The organism is Ehrlichia canis str. Jake (genome assembly GCF_000012565.1).
Classification (GTDB): Bacteria; Pseudomonadota; Alphaproteobacteria; order Rickettsiales; family Anaplasmataceae; genus Ehrlichia; species Ehrlichia canis.
Genome location: NC_007354.1, coordinates 335,863 through 357,991, shown reverse-complemented (window position 1 = coordinate 357,991; position 22,129 = coordinate 335,863). Strand labels below are relative to the sequence as shown.

The window sequence follows — 22,129 nt, the reverse complement described above, 5'->3', positions numbered from 1 at the left end:
ATAAGATTAAAGCTAATTCAATATTCATTAACTATTCACTTCAGCAATGGAACAGATATATATTCTAAACAGAATAATACACACCCAACTTACCAAGTTTTAATTACTCAGTTACAAATATGCAATATTAACCCTCAACATACTTATAGAGTATTATTGATACACCTTGACTAAAACATTATTCATTCTTTCAGCAAAACTACTAACATCCTCAAGTTCTTCTCCTTCAAGAATACATGCTTGACCTAATAACAAATGTAACATGTTATCTAAAACTGCATTTTCCCCAGTATTAGCATATTCATCTATCATTCTGCTAACAATAGGATGCTTAGGATTAATTTCTAAAATCTTTGTACTTTTATAATTCAACTGCTTCTGCTCTCTTAAAAACCTCTCCATTCTAATATCCATAGAACCATCAGCTACAGCCAAACATACTGGACTATTTGTTAGTTTCTTTGAAACTCTAACTCCACTAACTAATTTATCAAGCACTTGAATCGCATATTTCACAAATGCATCTACCTTTTCTTTAGAATCAGGATTTTCATCTTTACTTTCTCCAACTTCTTCATCTTTTTTAAGATGAGCGAGTTTCTCTAAATCTTCATCTGCTCTAATAACCGACTTCAAAGGCACTCTCTGATAATCAGTTACTACATTTGTCCAAAAATCATCTACAGGATCAATTAACAATATAACTTCTATGCCACGGCTTACAAATCCCTCTAATTGAGGACTTTTTTTGATAGAATCTAAATCATTACCAGTCAAATAATAAATATTATCCTGACCTTCTTTCATTCTTTCAATATAATCCTCTAGACTAATCAATGAATCATCGCTATTAGTACTATAAAAACGACAAGCTGATAATAATTCTTCTCTAAACTCAGTATTCATAGATTCACATAAACCTTCTTTCAATACTGATCCAAAATTCTCCCAAAATTTTTTGTAATCATTAATATCATTTTCAGCTTTCTTCTTAAGTTCTGATAACACCCTTTTTACTATAGATTGTTTGATTTTCTCAATAACCTTATTATTTTGTAAAGTTTCACGACTAATATTTAAAGGTAGATCTGAAGAATCTATTATACCTTTTAGAAATCTTAAATATTGAGGTATAATTTGTACATTATCTTCAGTAATAAACACTTTATTAACATACAGCTTTACCGAACATTTCCTATCAGGGTGAAACAAATCAAATGGTTTAATAGATGGTATATACAACAAATTAGTATATTCTATTACACCCTCATTCTTATTATGCAATATCATCCAAGGTTCACCACCAACATGAGCTACACTACGGAAAAAATTCTGATGCTCTTGCGCAGATATTTCATCTTTTGACTTTGTCCAAATCGCAGCATCACTATTTAACTTTTCTTCCTCCCCTGCATCATTTAAGAAATAAACTGGATAATTAATATGATAAGAATATGTAGTAACAATATGTTCTATACGAAACTTATCAACAAATTCAGATTCTTCAGTTTTTAATATCAAAGTAATCTTAGTACCACGAGGAAATTGACCATCTTCTAGCTGAGAAATGATAAACTCACCATCACCAGCAGACCTCCACTGGTATCCTATAGATTCTCCAGCTTTACGGGACTCAACTATAACTTCACTTGCCACCATAAATGCAGAATAAAATCCTACACCAAACTTACCTATCAATTCAACAACACCTTGAGAAGAAGTTTCATTATTTATTGCATCCAAAAATCTTTGTGTACCAGAATGCGCTATAGTACCTAAATTGTCTATTAGGTCTTGTCTATTCATTCCAATACCATTATCAGATATATACAACCTGTTCTTATCCTGATCTACACTAATCACAATCTTAAAGTCAGTATCTCCATCTATTAAATCTTGATTAGATAAAGATTCATAACGCAATTTATCACATGCATCTGAAGCATTAGATATTAATTCTCTCAAAAAAATATCTTTATTAGTATAAAGAGAGTGTATAACAAGCTTTAATACTTTGCCCACTTCGGCATCAAACTTCAATTTCTCAGAATTTACAACATCTTGCATATTAACCCTCTCAAACTACTATAAATAAATAAGTAATAACTACAGTAATAATTTTCAAGCTTTGAAACTACTAATTTTCATAAATTTGCAGCAAATCCATTGCATTTTTATATACAATAGGTTCAGAATCTGCACTAACTACTATTTCCTTTATTACTCCAACGGCACCACTTATATCATTATTTTTCAACATAGACACTGCTATTGCTTCTTTTATAGATGATGTGTAAACTTCAGATCTTTTAGATAAAAACTGTTGAACCTTGTTTTTCAATAAATCTAAATTATTTCCTTTAAGCAATGTTATAACCTCTAAATACTCTGCCAATTCTCTTAATTCAGGAGTAAGACGTTTATCAGCAGCCAAATCAGCATATATTGATTGTGCTTCCTCTGTTTTATCTTCACCATACATGCTTGCTAATTTAAATTTAGCTAAATATTGGTAACTAGATTCATCAATTTTAGCAACATCATTCAATATTTTTATCATTTCATCATCGCTAATTTCATTCATTAACGCATCATACATCATATCACCCATGTGTTGTGATACCTTCTCATTACGACTATTTACCCATGAAACCATTCCAGCAAATACTATTAATGACATCACCGCAACAACACATACCCATTTCAACTTTGAGAGAGTCTTAACTAAGCTTAATCTCATAAAATGTCCAACAAACTATCAAGATGGTATCACTGTAAGAAAATAAATGTACATAGTCAATCATTTTAGGCAAGAATAAAAAATATCAACATATCTCTCATTATCAATCTATCAAACACAACAACTTTTACTTTCATATTCACACAAATCTTTAACGATACACTGATTACATAATGGTTTCCTAGATTTACATATATATCTCCCATGCAATACCAACCAATGATGTGCATATAATAACCACTTTTTTGGTATCACATTTAACAATGCATACTCTGTCTTTAATACATTATTTTCATTTACCAAACCTATTCTATTACTCACTCTAAATACATGAGTATCAACAGCAACAGATGGCAATTTTAACCATGTGTTTAAAAAAACATTTGCACTCTTTCTTCCTACACCTGGTAACTCAACAAGTGCATTAAAATCTAAAGGAACAGCACCGTTGTATTGATTGATAATAATTTCGCTTAATGCAATAATATTCTTAGATTTGGCATTATACAATCCTATGGTATTTATATAACCTTTCAGCCCATTTTCTCCAAGATCTAACATTTTCTTTGGAGTATCCACAATTTTAAATAATCTACTCGTAATTTTATTTACACTAACATCAGTAGTACGCGCAGATAAAACTATCGCTACCAACAAAGTAAAATCATTAGTGTACCTCAGCTCTATCTTTGGGTGAGGATTATGTCCTTGAAATTTAGAAAAGAGCAAATCTATTTTTCTCTCATTCATTTATCTGCATATATAACTTATACATCATCATCAATCTCAGAATCATCCTTAGCATCAATTATTTTTGCTACAGAAACAACTTTTTCATGTTTCTCAGTTTTAAACAAAGTAACACCTTGGGTACTTCTACCAATAATTCTGATATCACTTACAGCAATACGTATTAACTTACCTTTATCAGTAATTAACATTATATGATCATTAGATTCAACAGGGAAACTAGCTACTACATTCCCATTTCTTGTAGTTGTTAGGATATTAACAACACCTACTCCACCCCTTAAAGTAGTACGATACTCATACGCAGAAGTCCTCTTTCCAAAGCCATTTTCAGTAACAGTTAAAATAAATTGCTCATTCTGGACCATAGTCATAAAAGTGTCTTGATCCAACCCAAGATCAGCTAATATCTTAACTATACCTGTTCCAATAAAACCTTCTTCTTTAACAGCTATACGCTTATCTAAAGGTACTTTCAAATATAGATCTTTCTTTTCTGAACCTATATCCATAGCTAGTAATATCGACATGGAAATTACATTGTCCTGCGAAGACAATTTAATAGCTCTGACTCCATCAGACATTCTACCTTTAAATTGGCGCACATTACTTACAGAAAACCTAATACTTTTTCCTAATCTTGTAGACAACAAAACATGATCTTCTTCTTTACATACTTTTACAGATATCAAAGTATCCCCTTCATCAAGTACCATAGCTATCTTACCATTACTAGGTACATATTGAAAATCTGCAAGTGCATTACGTCTTAAATTCCCTGAAGCAGTTGCAAATACAATATTTAATGATTCAGCATCTTCTACATTATCAGGCAGAGACATTACACTAGTTATTGATTCATTTTCACTAAGTGGGAAAATATTTACCAAAGATCTACCACGTGATGTAGGTTCACCTAAAGGAAGTTTATAAACTTTTAATTTGTATACTCTACCAATATTAGAAAAGAAAAGTACACTAGTATGAGTATTAACTACAAAAAGATTAGTTATTACATCTTCTTCTTTTATAGCCTGCCCTATTCTTCCTTTTCCACCCCTTCTTTGAGCACGATAATTTGAAAGTTTAGCTCGTTTAATGTACCCACTCATAGTTACAGTAACTACCATATCTTCTTTTGGAATAAGATCTTCAACGTCAGTTTCAAAATGTGAGTAATCTATAGTAGTTCTTCTAGGTACAGCTAGTTTAGTTTTAACATCTATTAACCCATCCTTAATAAGCTTTAGCAAAGCTTCCTTGTTTTTAAGAAGTTCAGTATACTGTCTAATCATGGACACCATTGATTTTAAGTCAAGCTCCAACTTCTCCTTTTCTAAGTTTGTAAGACGCTGCAACTTCATTTCCAATATTGACTTAACTTGCACTCCTGTTAACTGACACACATCATCAACTACAAGGCTTTTAGTATCAGCAACAAGTTCTATCATTTCTCTAACAGACGTCAAAGCATCCCACTTACATTCAAGTAATCTTTTAGTAGCCTCTGCTGTATCACGAGATGACCTAATAATAGAAATCACTTTATCAATATTTAATACAGCAATATACATTCCTATGTATAAATGAGCTTTTTCTCGAACTTTCCTCAATCTAAATTGCGTACGACGCGTTAAAACTTCTCTCCTATACTCAACAAATGTGGATATAATGTCCAATAATGACATTACCTTTGGTTTATTATTCTCTAATACAAGTGTATTAATACTGAAAGTCGTTCTTAGTGGAGTTAATCCTAAAATTTGATTCAACACAACCTGGTGAGACACCTGCTTTTTTAACTCAATTGCAACTCGGATTCCCATTTTATTAGATTCATCTCGTAAATCTAATATTCCCTCTATTTTTTTTTCTTTAACTAACTCATGAATACGCTCAATAAGCTTTGCCTTATTTACCTGATAAGGAATTTCATCAATAATTATAGCTTGTTTACCAGATGGCAAATCCTCTAAATGAGTTTTACCTTGAACAATAATCGTTCCTTTCCCTGTCATAAAAGCAGAACGTATACCAGCATCACCTAAAATAGTACCACCAGTAGGGAAATCAGGACCACGAACTATATTAATTAATTCATCAAAAGTAATTTCAGGATTATCTATATATGCTATACAAGCATCTACTACTTCCCCCAAATTATGCGAAGGAATATTAGTTGACATGCCAACAGCAACACCACCAGCACCATTCACTAATATGTTAGGAAACTCTGCAGGCAATACCACTGGTTCTACTTCATTTTCATCATAATTAGGACGAAAATCTACAGTATCTTCATCTATATCATTTAATAAAAAATGTGCCGCCCTTGCCAATCTAGCTTCTGTATAACGCATAGAAGCTGGAGGATCACCATCTATAGATCCAAAATTACCTTGACTATCAATCAATGGTAATAATAAAGAAAAATCCTGAGCCATCCTTACTAATGAATCATAAATTGCTGCATCTGCATGAGGATGATATTTCCCCATTACATCCCCAACAACACGTGCAGCTTTTTTATATGGCTTACCATAATCATAACCTGATTTATACATAGAATACAAAATCCTTCTATGAACAGGTTTCAATCCATCTCTTATATCAGGAATTGCTCTACTAATTATCACGCTCATTGCGTAAGACAAGTAAGAATCTTCTAATTCCTGCTCTATAGAAACCGATATGACATTATTGAGATCACTCATCTAATACTTATTAACTAACATTAAAAATATATCAAACATCTTAATTCTCAAGCACATTAAGGTCAAGTAATTGTTTACAAAACAAACAACCAATACTTCTATTTCAAAAGATAAACTGAGATCAGTACAATCACACTAAACAATTGTACTTATAAAATAAGCCTACAATCTTAAAGTTGAAATTCAATGATGTAGTAAATAAAAATTACATCAATCTAAAATTCATTTTTAATAAAAAGTATTAATTTTTTAGGCAAATATATAGCTTTTATATGAAAACACAAAAATATATACTTTCATAATTCTGCAATAAACACATTACAGTCTACTATCTGTTATATTCTACTATGACTAGAAAATCTTTCATAAATACAATTAAGATCTTACTTTGACTGTATAAGAAAAAGAATATAACATACTCAAGATAATGATTAATTTATTGCATTATGGAAGATTACATTACTTCACTTAATGAAGATCAAAAAGAAGCTGTTATTAACATAAATGGTCCAATATTAATATTGGCAGGAGCAGGTACAGGTAAAACTAGAACTGTGACATCAAGAATAGCATACATAATCAATAATAATTTTGCATTACCTAATCAAATTCTCGCAGTAACATTCACCAATAAAGCAGCAAACGAAATGCTTGCTAGGATTAATGAAATGACACCTGCATATAATATTTGGCTAGGGACTTTTCATGCAATAGCAACAAAAATTCTAAGACTACATGCTGAAATAGTTGGATTAAAAAATGATTTTACAATCATTAATACAGATGATCAGCTACAAGTAATAAAAAATATTGTCAATGATATGCACCCTGAATATGGATTAGATGCTCATAAAATCATATTAAATAAAATACAAAGATGGAAAGACAGGGGCCTTATGGCAAATAATATAACCGAAACAGAGTTATACAAACCTATCAATACGGTTGCATTAAGTACATATCATGTATATCAAGAAAGATTAAAGTTTTTAAATTGTGTTGATTTTGGAGATTTATTACTATACAACATTCAAATACTCACTACACAACATGATATATTATCTCACTATCAAGAACAATTTAAGTACATAATGGTCGATGAGTATCAAGACATCAATACAATTCAATATTTATGGTTAAGATTATTAGCACAAAAGTATAAAAACTTATGCTGTGTTGGAGATGATGATCAATCAATATATAGCTGGCGTGGAGCAGAAGTAGGAAATATTTTAAAATTTTCTGATGATTTCCCAAATGCAAAAGTCGTAAGACTAGAATGCAACTATAGATCAACATCCAATATCCTAAATGTTGCTACAGCAATAATAAACAACAATAAATCACGGTTAGGGAAAAAACTATGGACAACAAATGAGAAAGGACAAAAAGTCAATTTAATGAAATTTTGGGATAGCAAAGCAGAAGCACAGTACATATGTGAGTACATTAAAAATTCACATGACTATCAGTTTAATGAAACAGCAATTTTAGTAAGAGCAGGATTTCAAACAAGAATATTCGAGGAATATTTTATCAAGTACAACATACCATATAAAATAATTGGTGGTACAAGATTTTACGACAGACAAGAAATTAGAGATATTATCGCCTACTTAAAAATAACTGCAAATCCCAACAACGACATTGCTTTCGAAAGAATAATTAATAAACCTAAACGTCATATAGGAGCATCAACTCTTAATAAAATATATTTATGTGCTAAACAGAATAATACATACTTTTTAAATGCTGCAAAACTTTTAGTATCAGGCAATCAATTATCTGACAAAGTATCCAGATCTCTAAATCACTTACTTAACAAGATTGACTCTTGGAAGGAATCCTTGTTATCTGATTCAATATCAAATACTGTCAAAATGATAGCATATGACTCAGGGTACATAGACATGTTAGAAAATGAAGGAGAAAATGGGCTGGCAAGAATAGAAAATATAAAAGAACTTTTCTCTGCACTATTAAGTTTTAACGATGTAAACGAATTTTTAGAACACATCAGTCTTGTAACAGAAATGGATTCATTAGATTACAACAACAATTACACATATATTATGACATTACATGCAGCAAAAGGACTAGAATTCCCTATAGTATTTTTACCTGGATGGGAAGAAGGAATATTTCCACACGAAAAATCTTTACAAGATAGAACAGGAGAAGCACTAGAAGAAGAAAGAAGGTTAGCTTATGTTGGAATAACACGAGCACGTGAACAATTATTCATATCATGTGCAGCAGTACGAGATATCAATAACTGGCGTCAACAAATGAAAATATCAAGGTTTATTAAAGAATTACCTGCAGCACATGTACAAGTTATAAAAAATATTTCAAGTTATTACTAACATATCTGCTAATTTACTACTATAACTTCACAGAACAACATTAAATATCTTAAATTGAACAACACAAACAATAACTGCATTAAAATGTTTGTAAGGGCTACTATAAATCATACAATCGCCTAGTACAACTTAATATTACATAGTAATACTTCTAATATTTTGTATCACACAACAAATAATTGTTTCAATCACTGATATGCCAAATTCCATAATATAATTTATTAATTATTAAAGTATTACACCTAAAATATTATAACATATTATAAGTATTGCAACTATTAATAGAATTCCTATGCTAAGTCTATTCAGAAATATTACACAAAGGCTATCTAAACCATCATTCATGCAAGCATTAGATAGATTTAACATCCAAAAAATTAGAAATACAAAATACGATGTTTGCAGAACAGGCGAACAAGCGTGGAAAGATATACCAAGAGATAGCATCTTGGTAAATAGGTTATCCACTAACCTCACTAAACTGATTGCTGATTTCAATAGAAGTAACAAAAAACCACTAGAAGGCGATGAACATCGTATAATACTACATTCAATGTTTAATTCAACATTTAATACTATCGCTAACAAACAAGTTCATCCACTCCTTATAGATGAGTGCATAACAATGATGAATCAAACATCTTTACATGGTTCATTATGTACAGAGCTGATGCGTTACATTGGAGAAGATATACAAAAAAGAATATTCCCTGAAAATTCTATTCTCCCAGCTCCAAAAAATTTTGATACTAAAATTGAAGTAATCTCAAACACAGAATTAAGAGTAGAATATAATGAAAACATAGACTTCAGAGACATAGCATCTGGAAATAGTGTTTGTCGGTCAACTGGAACATTAACATTCAATATTAATGTGGATCAGTATAATTTAATAACATACAATAACCCTAAAATAAAACTCGAGTTACCAACACAAATATCATCACAGCTATGCAGCCCTACGATGGTCTTTGTGAGAAACATGTTTACTCCCTTGCGCAACTCAATTCGTAGAGTAAAATCAATCCTTACTAGAAGTCCCTTTAATAGCACCAATAAATATCAAATAAAAAATAACGATACAATATCTACTATAGAATATAATATACCAGATTATACTTGTACATCAGTATTATTAACACAACATAGACTACGAAATACAATAGAAAATACAAAAGAAGATATTACAGACAAAGAAGTAGAAGAATCATCAAGACACAGTCAAAAACCTAGGGCTCAAGATCATGAAGAACAAAATAATAAAATTACAGTTTCTGCAATGGTTCACCCTGTACCAAGTACACCGCCTATAACAGAAGAAATTAATGAATTAGAGGACATTCAGAAAGAAAACACAGAGGACAACATAAATCAAACATCACTTTCAGCACTTAAAACAGACAATCAACACCAACAAGATTCTGAAGCAGATAATCAAAATACACAAGACACTGTTACTCCTAATACAAAGTTAAATAAACAAAAAGCACAATTATTTGGTAGTCCCAAAACTACTTCACGTTCCTTATAATAAAGTATACATCCTATATAGTAAACCTACCCACATACTAGTATTATCATATTCTTATATTTAAAAATACAGTGAAATACAGAAATTTTCTTACACAGCAAAGTAAGACTACTGTTGTAATAGAAAGTATGTAACATAATTTCTATACATTTAATTAGCTCACCTTAATATGCTTGTCTTTTTAAAAATTTTTATATAATAGCAAGATAAACATTACATTATCACAAAATGAAATATTACAGTTTATAATCTTTCATGTAGATCAATAAACCACTCTAACATGTTTCCAACTTTGAAACTCTTTAATAACAATAAAAAACACACTAGCATACAATGCTGGAGATTTGATACTCAATTCACAATAAATCATCATGCAACAAAAAAATACAAACTTAAGTGACATCACATCAAAATTACAAACCACTTTAACACACAATTCAGAAACAGGAAAAAATCAAATACATAAAAGGAAACAACATACAAAATTGAACATTACACACTATCCTTCCTTCTATAATATAGTATCTATAGAATCACTATTACAAGATATTATACTTATATAGTATATCAATAATTAAACAATACCATACAGACAAAATATCCATACTCTACAGTATTTTACCATATACTCAGAAAGCATTTAAACCCACTAAGTTTTCACAAATATAAAATTTATCCTACATTGTAAGACTAGTATAAACTAATATTAAAAAACGTTAATAAACATGTACTATCAATAACTTATCAAGCAAAACTTACCCAGACTAAAATACTAGATACTTCACAATAAATCAGTAATACATATTTTTACAACATAGAGTACTAGTTTATTCAATTTATGAATTATTAAGTAATATAAAAAAGTTTACTCTATTTTTATACTATATAATATATAGATTTTAAAGAAAAATATTAATTTATTAGAAATATTATGGTAATATACACATACAACATATTATATAGTACAGAACATGTATAATACAATTTTGATAATCAGCATCACTACAGCATTAATCATACTAACAATTACATTGTTATTTATCAAAAATATGAATAAAAGATCTAACAAATTATTTTTCGATAAACAGCTAACTAATATATCTAGAGATTTTATACAAACTATATTTTATCCAACAAACTATGAACAACAAAATATCACAAACCCATTCCACAATATTTTTTCAAAGCGATTAAGCATAAGCATATATGATCTAGATGATAGATTATTTGAACAATTTCCTAAAGTATTACAATCTTATCAATTAAAAAATACATCAAATCCATATATTAATAAACATTTTCAATATATATCACAGATATTAAAAATAAGAAAAACTGACAATAATTTTAAACAATACCGCCATATAATAGCTCTAGCTGCAACTTTAGATGAGATGTTTGTAAAATTTAATAATTCAGAAATTCACCCAGATATAATACATGAAATAGTTTATCACTTCTATCAAAATACATATGCACAAGCAACAATAAAAATATTAAATAATATTTTTAATGTAGGGAAAAAACTAACCCACATTATTAAAGCAAAATCTACACATATACTATTTAGAGTATACAATGACAATTTAATAAATATAAGTATAAATACTTACATTTCATTATCTGAAGTTACTACACCCAATAAAATACACAATTTTAATGCTACACTCTCTTTTGACATATCATGTACAAAAAACTCAAAGACATGCGACAGCACCATATCATATAATTACACAAGTTTAAATTTACTTATCCCTAATAGTATGAAGCAATATACTACACAAGAAAAAATTACAGTAGAAGACGCACTATTTTCTAACATAATACAAAATCCTAATTATGCTACACTAAATTACAACAACCAACACGAATACAATAATGATATTTTGTTATTAAATTATTGCATACCAAACCCAACAGTTGAATCTTTGTTTAAAGATAAATCACAAGCAATCTAAAAATTCTATCAGATATTTTTAATACTATTCACATCTTACATCACCAATTATTGCACATTTTCAGCTATTTACAAATCAACATATAAACTAATACACTCAAAATAATTATTATCACACAACTTATATATTCAACTTTAAATAGTATAGATATACTATAATATCACATTACTAAAAAACTTAAGTACTTAATAAAATTAAGAATATTTAGTAAACAATAGAAGCATTATAGATAGCTTAACAAAAAAATAACTTTAATTATTTTTAAATATATATTAATATTTTCATTAGTTAATTTTTTAATAAAGCATACATGCATGATAATAATATCCGATATGCACTAGCAGCAATAGTTTCATTATTAATATTGCTTTTAGTAGTATTGGTTGTATTAGTTTTCAGAATGATATACACTTACAATTGTCACCAACTGCACCAATACAACACATTGCATCAAGATAATACAATAAGTATATATCCAAAAAATATATCAAGAAGCTTAGTACAAAATATAATCTCTATATCAGATCACCATAAGCAACAAGTTATTACAGGAGAAGCATTAGGATCATATGTTACATCACCCAGTAATGGACAAACACCATGTGATCAAGACATAAAACCCCATATTTTAATACATGACACTCACTATAAAACATACTCATATTTTCAGGACGCACATGAACTATTTATTAAAAATACCAGAAAATACACTAGTTATTTATTCAGGATATTAAAGACACCAGAACAACATTCTAGTCACTGTTTCAATAACACATATCATCATAGAATTGGATGGTCAGCAATCCTTGACACGATGTTTACAGTGTTTTGTAAGACATCAACAGACCAAGATTTTCTTCCACCTAGACCAGAAATAATACAGGAAATTATAACCAACCTCCGCTGGGATGGTTATAACATATTAGCATACAAAACTCTTTATCACATGCTACACAAAACACCAAATATTACAAAAATAAATATTTCTCAAAATTCTAACATTACAAAATTAAACTTTAGATTAACAAATACACGAGATAGAATTAAAGTTGATATTACAACAAAAGTGTTACTATCTACAGCTGAAACACTAACTATAAAATATCCAATTGATATAACATTTTCCTTTTACATATCATGCACAAGTCAAGGAAGCAATTATTCTATATGCTATCAAGATACAAATCTCAAATTGTATATTCCCATAAAATTAGCAGATTGCATAAACACAGGCCCTATTATTAATGATATACCAGAGGATCCTAACTATGCAATGTTAGCTAACAAACAACAAATATCTGATACTCAATACTTGATAGAATACAAACTACCAAATCTTGTAATTACACCATTACTGCCAAAGCAAAATTATCACTATTTAGAACTACAAGAACAAAAAGTGCAAGAAGGAGAGCAAACAACAAAAACAAAACAAGAAGTAAGTGTTAGGGAAAAAATATCCAATATTCAAGATATATTAAAACATAAGCTATTAAATGATATAACTACACAATCACTACCACAGCAAGACTATCAAGAATCACAAAAACAAAAAGAACAGGCAGCAAATACTAGAAAAAAGCCATTACAAGTTTTAGGTGACGCATCATCTCACTTTATAACAACACAAGGCCGTAATTATTTTTCACAACAACAAAGACATGCAAAAAAACAAATAACAGAAATAAAACAAGTAGCAAATGCTGCAAAAAAAATACTATTGCAACCTTTTGGTGATGCTTATTCTTACTTTATAGTTAATAATAGATAACAGTAAATATTGTTTAATTAATATTACATATATATTTAGGAATTTAATTATGAATGATAATACTAAAATAATAATTGCCGGTTTAGCAATAGCATTTTTAATATTTACTATATTATTAATATATATTTTAACCAAATACTTAAAACATCATAATAATATTCCATTCGATATATGTATTAGGTTACCAGAAGCAAGTATAAAAAAATCAATGTTTGCACTTACTTGTGAAAAGCAACCAAACACTAATGCTATAAAAGGCAACACATCACACCGAGATTTTACTGGTATCAAATATTATATAAATGACATACAAATCAATATAAATGACTTTTCCAAGAACACTCTTATATTAAAAAAAATGTTAAAAAACGGTATAAAACAAACAGATAACTTATACTATAGATTAATAATGAAACATAAAGAAGTTATAATACAAGCGTTAAATATAAGTGATAAAACATGTTATAACATATTCCAGAATAGGATAGTCATGGCTGCAATTTTTGAAGCTGCATTTAAAAGCATTACTAATACAACACCCAGTATAAACATAATACATGAATTAGTAAGTCATTGTAACCAGGCAGGCAACTTCGTTATGCCAGGAGAATTCTTAACAACAATTTTTAAAAAATGTAAAGATTTTTTCCCAAGCACACATTCCAAAAACAATAAAGCATCATTTACTATAGAAAATGAAGAAGAAATAACATGTTGTATTGCTTCAGATATTGAAATGTATAAGTATGCAGATACTAAAAGTGAAATTAGTGAAAAATCTACAGTAAGTTCTCTCCAAGGGAAGCTAACATTTACTATATCATCAAAAGACTGTTCTAACTTTTCTCATACACTTTACAAAGATATTACTTTAGAGATAATAGTACCTGAAGAAATGAAAAAGTATATTACAACTTCAGATATTACTAATGAATCTTACAATAGTAATATTACGCTAATTAATAGGACAAAAACTGTAGATAATGAAACACGCCTCATATATTCATTACCAAACCTTAATATTCCTTCATTAATAAACAGAAAAAACTTAGATTTTATACTTCGTAATAATTCAATTTCTATTGAACACTGTGAAACATTAAAACAACATTAACTTTATCAATAAATATGAATACAACCTTCAACATTTTAGTAAATAATATAATATTATATCAATATATATTTACCAAATGAGCACAATGGGATATAATGTTATTAATTTTTATTAATGCAATATCTTAAGTAATAACTGTTTAACCCGAGAAATTTAATAAAACCAAATAACGAATCAGTAAAGTAGCTTCTATATTGCATAAAACTTAATGGAAATTTTTTATGTATGATATAATCACTATATCAATCGCTTTAACAGCACTATTTATACTTTTCATATCAATGTTAATCATAATATTTTTATGTTCTAGAAAAAACAATAAAATTGCAAAATCAGAAATTTTTCAACAGTATTTTTCTTCTGTCTCAGCAGAAGATATGCCAAAGCTTATGCTTTCTACTTCAGATGATGAGAAAAATGACATCACAAATTCTGATATAATAACTGGAACAACATTTCTTACTGATCTTCACCGAACTGATATTACAATTCAAGACCAACAAACTGATAGAAATGCAATAGAAAACATGTCCTTAAGTTACATACACAGTCAACAACAAGACCAATTTACAGACATACATTCATCATACTTATCAAATATAAATGTACATTATGCACAAAAAAGTAATTTAAATTTATCAAATAGAATTCATGGAGCTGCAATTTTAAATAACATTTTCTCAAAAATAGATACAGATATAGCAATTCAACAAAATATTATACATGAATTAGTGACACACTTTCATCAAGGAGGATATTTAAGTACTTCATACAATATAATAAATAACATTTTTAATCCAAATATAAAAGTAAGGTATGACTATGTCATACAAGGAATGAATACTACAACATCCTTACACTTAATAAATAATCATACAATAACACAAGAGATTGAAAATGATATAATTGTAACTCATATAAATGACATCGACAATACTGATGCACCAAAATATAAAATCAAGTCTCAGTTAACATTTTCAATGCTATCAACACCAAATGACATTTATAGTCCTATTTCATACAAAAACATAAAATTAACATTACATCTTCCTGAAGATATGAAGCAATATGTTACCAAGACGAAACCAGTAAAACGTTATAACAAAAATATAAAAAATGCCATATTAATAGAAAAAAGCCACGATAAAGTAGTATACCAACTACCAAATTTTACATCATACAACATATTACAACATTGCAGACAATCTTTACAAAATGTACAGAGTACCACAGTAGCACATCCATATCACAAAAAATAAAATATTTATCACTATTTCCACAATAGAAAACAAAAAGATATATTAAGTTACTAAATTTTAGGCTCTATAACATATTACATATCTAACAAAAGCATTCATATGCATCAAAAAAATCCACAATTGTTATTAAGAACATATACTAAAATATTACTAAACTTTTGAAACATTCTATATACTTTACACAGGTCATTGATTGTAGCTTCCAAGTAATTTAAGACAACAACATATTTAAAATACAAAATATATCACAAATGGCGTGCTATATTATTAAAAGTTGCCAGTATAGATCTTAGTTAACTATCATTGTATTACAACATTTTAGATAAAATTAGCAATATCATAATAGTATTAATATAGATTTCATTGTGAAATTACATACCAAATTAACCATTATTAGAACAATTAAGATATGTTACTTTTCAAACAACTCATACAATCATCCATAGGATACTCATCTAATTACTTATACTTAACACCAAATAATCCTCCAGCTATTAGGAGATTTAACAATATAGAATTTCTACATACTAAAAGCCTACTCAAAGAAGAGATAGAAGAAATTATAAAATCAATATTAAAAGCAGAAGAATACAAGATATATATGGCCCAAAAATTTTTTAATACCACACTTAACTTTAATGACTCTCATCAACTATATATATATATTTCACACACTAGTCAATCTTTCAAAATTACAGTTGATATTATAATAAATGAACTCACACTAGCACCAGAATTTGAAAAAGAACTTAATAGAATAATTAGTATATACTCAAAAGGGCTAATATTATTTACTGGTAATATATGTAATACAAACACCTTATTATCCATTCTACATCAGATTAATAATAACCAAAAAAAACACGTATTGGTTTTTACCAATAACAAAATGTCAATTCAAAAAGCTAATAAAGCACTAATCAGTATATATAATTTATCACAGGCTGAATCTACATTTATTAAAAATCAATCAGCTGACATTGTACTTTTCAGTAATTTTAATAACATTAATTTAGTAAACACAGCCATTATGTGTATTAATATGGGATTATCAGTTATAGCATTTACTGATACAATCTCATGCTCATGTGCTTTAGAAGGAATTTCAGCATTATTTTCACACAAAAAATCCATTTTAAAAATACTTTCAACACATCTAGTAGCAATAATAACACAAGTTTTTATCAATAAAGTCTCTATTGATAATTTACATCTATATGAAATTATAGAATGCGATACTACAATACAACAATTCATCAGAGAAGATAATCTGTCAGAAATTAAAAATTCAGGTATTATAAAAAATATCAATGAGCTTATAGAAAAACATCAAATACACTATCATGATGTACATAACATACTAAAGAACTTATCAGACACTAAATTATTCACTGAGCCTGATCTCAATGATCTGTTCTAATTGTCAATCAAATAAATGTAATAATTTTTTCAACGTAATTTCATAAGTTTACACATATAACACTCATCATATATAAACTCATAGCATCAACTCGTTATACAAAGTCACATAAGCTAAAATCTATACATTATTACAAAATATAAAAATTATTTTCACAATACTGCTATATCTAAAATAACGTACTGCACAAATTCACTAAATAATATCAATTAGCCATAAATTTATCGAAAACTTTTAAACTATATTACAAATATAAAAATAATACTTGTAACACAATAATACTCAAAATAACACCTTTAATAAAACATGATAAATTCATATCTTCTAATAAATAAACTTACAAAAATATATCAATAATATTAATAGAGAAGCCCACTTAATAAATAATATATCACTTTACTAACAAGGTAATTACATATTTCATATATCAAACTTACATGTTATAATGAAAAAAAGATATTTCATGAACAATGCTTGATGATTTTAAAATAGACCCACTCGTTAAAAATAAGTCACCTTCATCAACAACTGTAGTTGTTGCTATGTCTGGTGGCGTTGATAGTTCAGTAGCAGCAGCATTACTTCATAAATTAGGATACAAAGTTATTGGTATCACTTTACAACTATACAATAATACCAGTGGGAAAGGAGGATGTTGTGGCAGCACAGATACTCAAGATGCAAAACAAGTCGCATCAAGTATGGGTTTCCCTCACTACACTCTCAACTATGAAAAAGCATTTAGAGAAGAAGTAATAGAAAACTTTATAGACACCTATACACAAGGGAAAACACCCATACCATGTGTAAAATGTAACCAAGTTATCAAATTTAGAGATTTACTCAACACAACTAAATCACTTGGTGCAGATGTTCTAGTAACTGGCCATTACATCAGAAAAGTAGAACAAGATGATGAGATATATGTATACTCAAGTAAAGACACAAAAAAAGATCAAAGTTATTTTTTATTTGCAACTACAATAGAACAGCTAAAGTTTCTTAGGTTCCCATTAGGAAATTTTCATAAAGATAACATAAGAAAATTAGCAAAGTACTTTAACTTGTCAGTAGCAGCCAAACCAGATAGTCAAAATATATGTTTTGTCACAGACACATATAAAAATACAATTGCACACCTAAGACCACAAACTGTAAAAAAAGGTCACATTATAGATACCAATGGAAATATATTAGGAGAACATAATGGTATAGTAAACTTCACAATTGGACAAAGAAGAGGTATTGGATTAGCATCCAAAGAACCATTATATGTTACAAAATTAAACCCAGACACCAATGAAGTAACAGTAGGTCCAAAATCCGCATTATTGCAAAACAAATTACACATAGAAGACATAAACTGGCTACTTAAAGATAAAATTCCATACAGTGGACTAAGTGTAAAAGTAAAATTAAGATCATCCCACTCCGGTAGTACAGCAATCATCTACCCAAATGACATGAACAAGGCAACTGTAATACTACAAGATACATATTGTACAGTAACTCCTGGGCAAGCATGTGTTGTATATGATGGAGATAGAATGCTCGGTGGTGGGTGGATATGTTAAGCACCAAAAAATATTTATAAATATCTACCTAAAAAATGACAAGACAAAGCGACATAGAGATAATTTTTCCAACTTAATTTCACAAAAAACTAATTCTTGAGCACAGTTATATGTCACTCTAGCATGATTTACCAGATAGACACTCTAATAGATTATTTCCTTGTAAAATATTGCTCATAAATAAAATGAATGCCTAATGTAAACATAGTACACATTATATAAAGATTGTATTCTTCATAGACAATCCCTAAATACAACACCAGGACAAGCACAGGATACTATTATTTCACATTCAATAAAAAACTTTAATATCATCAAAACTCAAAGAGTATGTATTATCTGTGTACCCTACAATATCTGCAAGATCAAAAAAGCAACCAATGCACTTTAAAATATTTATGTTAAAGCACTAATAGCTTTTAATAAAACACAATAAAAAAGTCACTTACACATACAATAAGACCAGCTAGGTACTTTTATAAAACAACATTATTTTTAATATAACACTTAGCACCATGGTAATCATATATCAATTAGACTTTACACAAATCATCACCAAAACAGATTCACATAATAATACTGGGTATATTTCTTTTCTTATATACAACCTTTACTATATTTTGAATTTTACATATTCTAGATAATAACATATCATCATTACATACAATACAAAAGTATCTTTGCAACAGCAGATGAATATTCTTTATCCTCTAAATTAGCAGATAATTAATATATTACAAAAACGTATCAGAATCTTCACAACTGTACTACTTAAAATAATTCATCTTCTGTTGCTTTAATACATTCCTATATTTTAAGTAAAACTACAGTACCACATAACTCAGAAACACACATAATACACTAATAGAATTACCATAAAAAAAGATAAGATATTAATCATATATAGTGTTACCAGAACCATGATCTTTAGTTTTACACAATTACTGAACAGTAATATTAACTATTTATATATAAGATTCACCAACTAACATTACAGTTTTAAAACTTTTGATATACTTTATAATAAGTACAATAACTACAGACTTTATATTCAAAACAACATCAATAACTATATAGAAGGAAAATAATTTACACAACACTACAGTACATTTACACTAAGTGAGTATCAGTACTATAAAGAACTATATAACTTTAGAAATACAAATAGCAACCTTACATGCTTTCTTTATAAAAAAAGATAAGACATTATAGTTACCAGCATTACCAGAATTATGACACATAGCAGTATCATGATGTTCTATTTCTTCATTACGAAATTGTATAATCTTATCTTTCAACTCACCATCATCTAAAGTAGTAATTTGATCTTGATAATGATCACTGATTACTTCTTCTACAGCAACAGTACACGCCATAGCAGCATCTTCCCCTATCAAAGCTGTAGTAATACCTAACATTACTCCCATAACATGCCATATTGGTAAAAAAACAGTAGGACGTATTTTTCTATCTTTCATCACAGAATTAAAATAACTAAAATGTTGCTGTTCCTGCTTTTTCATTTCTGAAATTTTCTTACCAATAGACATTTTACGAAAAACTAACTCTTGACCAGAGTATATACACACTGCCCCATATTCTCCAGCATGATTTACACGAATAGACTGTTCTAATAGACTATTTTCTTGTAACATATTGCTTCACAAATAAATGAATACCTAATGTAAAACATAATACACAATATATAAGATTGCATTCTGCCATAGACAAACCCATAAATACAACACTAGGACGAGCACAGGATACTATTACATTCACATCCAGTAAAGAACTTTTAATATCTTCAAAACTCAAAGATTGTGTATTGTCTGTACACCCTACAATATCTGCTACCCAATCATGTTCAAGAGCAACATGATAACCTGAAATGAATATATTACACACATAACACAAACACATGACAAAAAACACTATTTTGGAAGGCTTAAACAAATAGACAATAAACAATCCAATATTAATAAAGTATGGTATACGCTCATATAAACACAATTTACAAGGAAGCATACCAAATAAATATTGACTTATATATGCTACAGATAGTGCAACAACACTTGCTATAAAAAGTAAAGTTACACCGTAATTTTTTACTATACCCATTATCTTACCTGAATCTCATCAAAGTAAAAATATATTCATTCAGTGCTACTGCATCATGAACAGTTAAGTCAAAACATATAAATGCAGCAAGATACATAACCAACAACGTATAAAGTACTAATATTAAACCTTCAGATACTATAGAAAAACAATTATTATATGATATTTGAAAATTAGAGATAGGCCAAGGTTTTATTATCTCAATTATATTAAAAAAGACAAATGGTATCAAAAAAAATATTAAAAAACGCATAAATTCATTAAACCAAGTAGGACATATAAAAATACCCTCACATATTCTTCCATAAAATATCGATAAGTAGTTATATACTGCAAGTATTGCAGGCATAGCTAATGCAACAACCAAAAGTTGCCCTAATGCTATTTGTACTACTATAATATCAGTTCTACTATCAGCAGAACTATGAGACTGAAATATAAAGATTGATATTATAGCAACTACAACAAGTACTAAAGATATTTTAAAAAAAAATGCAGCTATCACAGCAGCTGTGACTAACAATCCATACTGTACATAATACATTCCATATATCAAATAAAATAATATATAAGCTAATATTAAAGATAATACCGCAGCCCAATGACTTTGCCATGCTGGTAAATATCCTGTACCTAAAAAAGTGCTTATTAATCTAGTTGGTAATATCTTACCTATAATTTTAATCAAGATTTGAAGCCAAGAAACTAACATAAACAAACACTACTAGTTAAAGCTAAAATTCTATATTTTAACTGATAAAAAGAAAATACAAAATATAATTAATGTTGATTAATATTTAATATCACTAACAAC

At 28.5% G+C, this 22,129-nt stretch carries 15 protein-coding genes; 8 read left to right on the top strand and 7 right to left on the bottom strand.

Annotation, left to right across the window (positions count from 1 at the left end):
- Nucleotides 1-153: 153 nt before the first annotated feature.
- From htpG to gyrA, 4 genes are all read right to left on the bottom strand, one after another.
- Nucleotides 154-2,067, bottom strand: coding sequence for a molecular chaperone HtpG (htpG, locus tag ECAJ_RS01255; RefSeq protein WP_011304364.1), 1,914 nt, complete (start codon nucleotides 2,065-2,067; stop codon nucleotides 154-156).
- A 70-nt stretch (nucleotides 2,068-2,137) separates the two neighbouring features.
- Nucleotides 2,138-2,740, bottom strand: a complete 603-nt coding sequence (locus ECAJ_RS01250) for a hypothetical protein (RefSeq protein WP_011304363.1) — start codon at nucleotides 2,738-2,740, stop codon at nucleotides 2,138-2,140.
- Nucleotides 2,741-2,851: 111 nt separating this feature from the next.
- The gene (nth, locus tag ECAJ_RS01245; protein ID WP_011304362.1) at nucleotides 2,852-3,490 is read right to left on the bottom strand and encodes an endonuclease III; all 639 of its coding nucleotides are present in this window, start codon (nucleotides 3,488-3,490) and stop codon (nucleotides 2,852-2,854) included.
- Nucleotides 3,491-3,507: 17 nt separating this feature from the next.
- The gene (gene gyrA / locus ECAJ_RS01240; protein WP_011304361.1) at nucleotides 3,508-6,204 is read right to left on the bottom strand and encodes a DNA topoisomerase (ATP-hydrolyzing) subunit A; all 2,697 of its coding nucleotides are present in this window, start codon (nucleotides 6,202-6,204) and stop codon (nucleotides 3,508-3,510) included.
- Nucleotides 6,205-6,650: 446 nt separating this feature from the next.
- Between gyrA and ECAJ_RS01235 the strand changes: the two genes are divergently transcribed.
- From ECAJ_RS01235 to mnmA, 8 genes are all read left to right on the top strand, one after another.
- Complete coding sequence (locus ECAJ_RS01235; RefSeq protein WP_011304360.1) at nucleotides 6,651-8,570, top strand: ATP-dependent helicase; 1,920 nt, start codon at nucleotides 6,651-6,653, stop codon at nucleotides 8,568-8,570.
- Nucleotides 8,571-8,862: 292 nt separating this feature from the next.
- Nucleotides 8,863-10,101 carry a hypothetical protein gene (locus ECAJ_RS01230; RefSeq protein ID WP_011304359.1) on the top strand — a complete coding sequence of 413 codons (1,239 nt, stop codon included), beginning with the start codon at nucleotides 8,863-8,865 and terminating at the stop codon, nucleotides 10,099-10,101.
- Between the two features lie 1,049 nt (nucleotides 10,102-11,150).
- The gene (locus tag ECAJ_RS01220; protein ID WP_231243062.1) at nucleotides 11,151-12,059 is read left to right on the top strand and encodes a hypothetical protein; all 909 of its coding nucleotides are present in this window, start codon (nucleotides 11,151-11,153) and stop codon (nucleotides 12,057-12,059) included.
- 310 nt (nucleotides 12,060-12,369) lie between these two features.
- A complete protein-coding gene (locus ECAJ_RS01215; RefSeq protein ID WP_011304357.1) occupies nucleotides 12,370-13,830 on the top strand; it encodes a hypothetical protein in 1,461 nt (486 codons plus the stop codon).
- A 49-nt stretch (nucleotides 13,831-13,879) separates the two neighbouring features.
- Nucleotides 13,880-14,944: a hypothetical protein gene (locus tag ECAJ_RS01210; protein WP_011304356.1), complete on the top strand. Its 1,065-nt coding sequence runs from the start codon at nucleotides 13,880-13,882 to the stop codon at nucleotides 14,942-14,944.
- A gap of 221 nt (nucleotides 14,945-15,165) precedes the next feature.
- Nucleotides 15,166-16,203: a hypothetical protein gene (locus tag ECAJ_RS01205; protein WP_011304355.1), complete on the top strand. Its 1,038-nt coding sequence runs from the start codon at nucleotides 15,166-15,168 to the stop codon at nucleotides 16,201-16,203.
- Nucleotides 16,204-16,612: 409 nt separating this feature from the next.
- The gene (locus tag ECAJ_RS01200; protein WP_011304354.1) at nucleotides 16,613-17,623 is read left to right on the top strand and encodes a pilus assembly protein PilT; all 1,011 of its coding nucleotides are present in this window, start codon (nucleotides 16,613-16,615) and stop codon (nucleotides 17,621-17,623) included.
- Between the two features lie 470 nt (nucleotides 17,624-18,093).
- A complete protein-coding gene (mnmA, locus tag ECAJ_RS01195; protein ID WP_011304353.1) occupies nucleotides 18,094-19,197 on the top strand; it encodes a tRNA 2-thiouridine(34) synthase MnmA in 1,104 nt (367 codons plus the stop codon).
- A 1,142-nt stretch (nucleotides 19,198-20,339) separates the two neighbouring features.
- Here mnmA and ECAJ_RS01190 read toward each other — a convergent pair.
- From ECAJ_RS01190 to ECAJ_RS01180, 3 genes are read right to left on the bottom strand one after another with little or no spacing between them, the layout of a single operon-like run.
- Nucleotides 20,340-20,852, bottom strand: coding sequence for a demethoxyubiquinone hydroxylase family protein (locus ECAJ_RS01190; RefSeq protein WP_011304352.1), 513 nt, complete (start codon nucleotides 20,850-20,852; stop codon nucleotides 20,340-20,342).
- The gene (locus ECAJ_RS01185; RefSeq protein ID WP_011304351.1) at nucleotides 20,836-21,315 is read right to left on the bottom strand and encodes a disulfide bond formation protein B; all 480 of its coding nucleotides are present in this window, start codon (nucleotides 21,313-21,315) and stop codon (nucleotides 20,836-20,838) included. The genes ECAJ_RS01190 and ECAJ_RS01185 overlap by 17 nt, the downstream gene beginning before the upstream one ends.
- Nucleotides 21,316-21,319: 4 nt before the next feature.
- Nucleotides 21,320-22,027: a hypothetical protein gene (locus tag ECAJ_RS01180; RefSeq protein WP_011304350.1), complete on the bottom strand. Its 708-nt coding sequence runs from the start codon at nucleotides 22,025-22,027 to the stop codon at nucleotides 21,320-21,322.
- Between the last annotated feature and the right edge of the window lie 102 nt (nucleotides 22,028-22,129).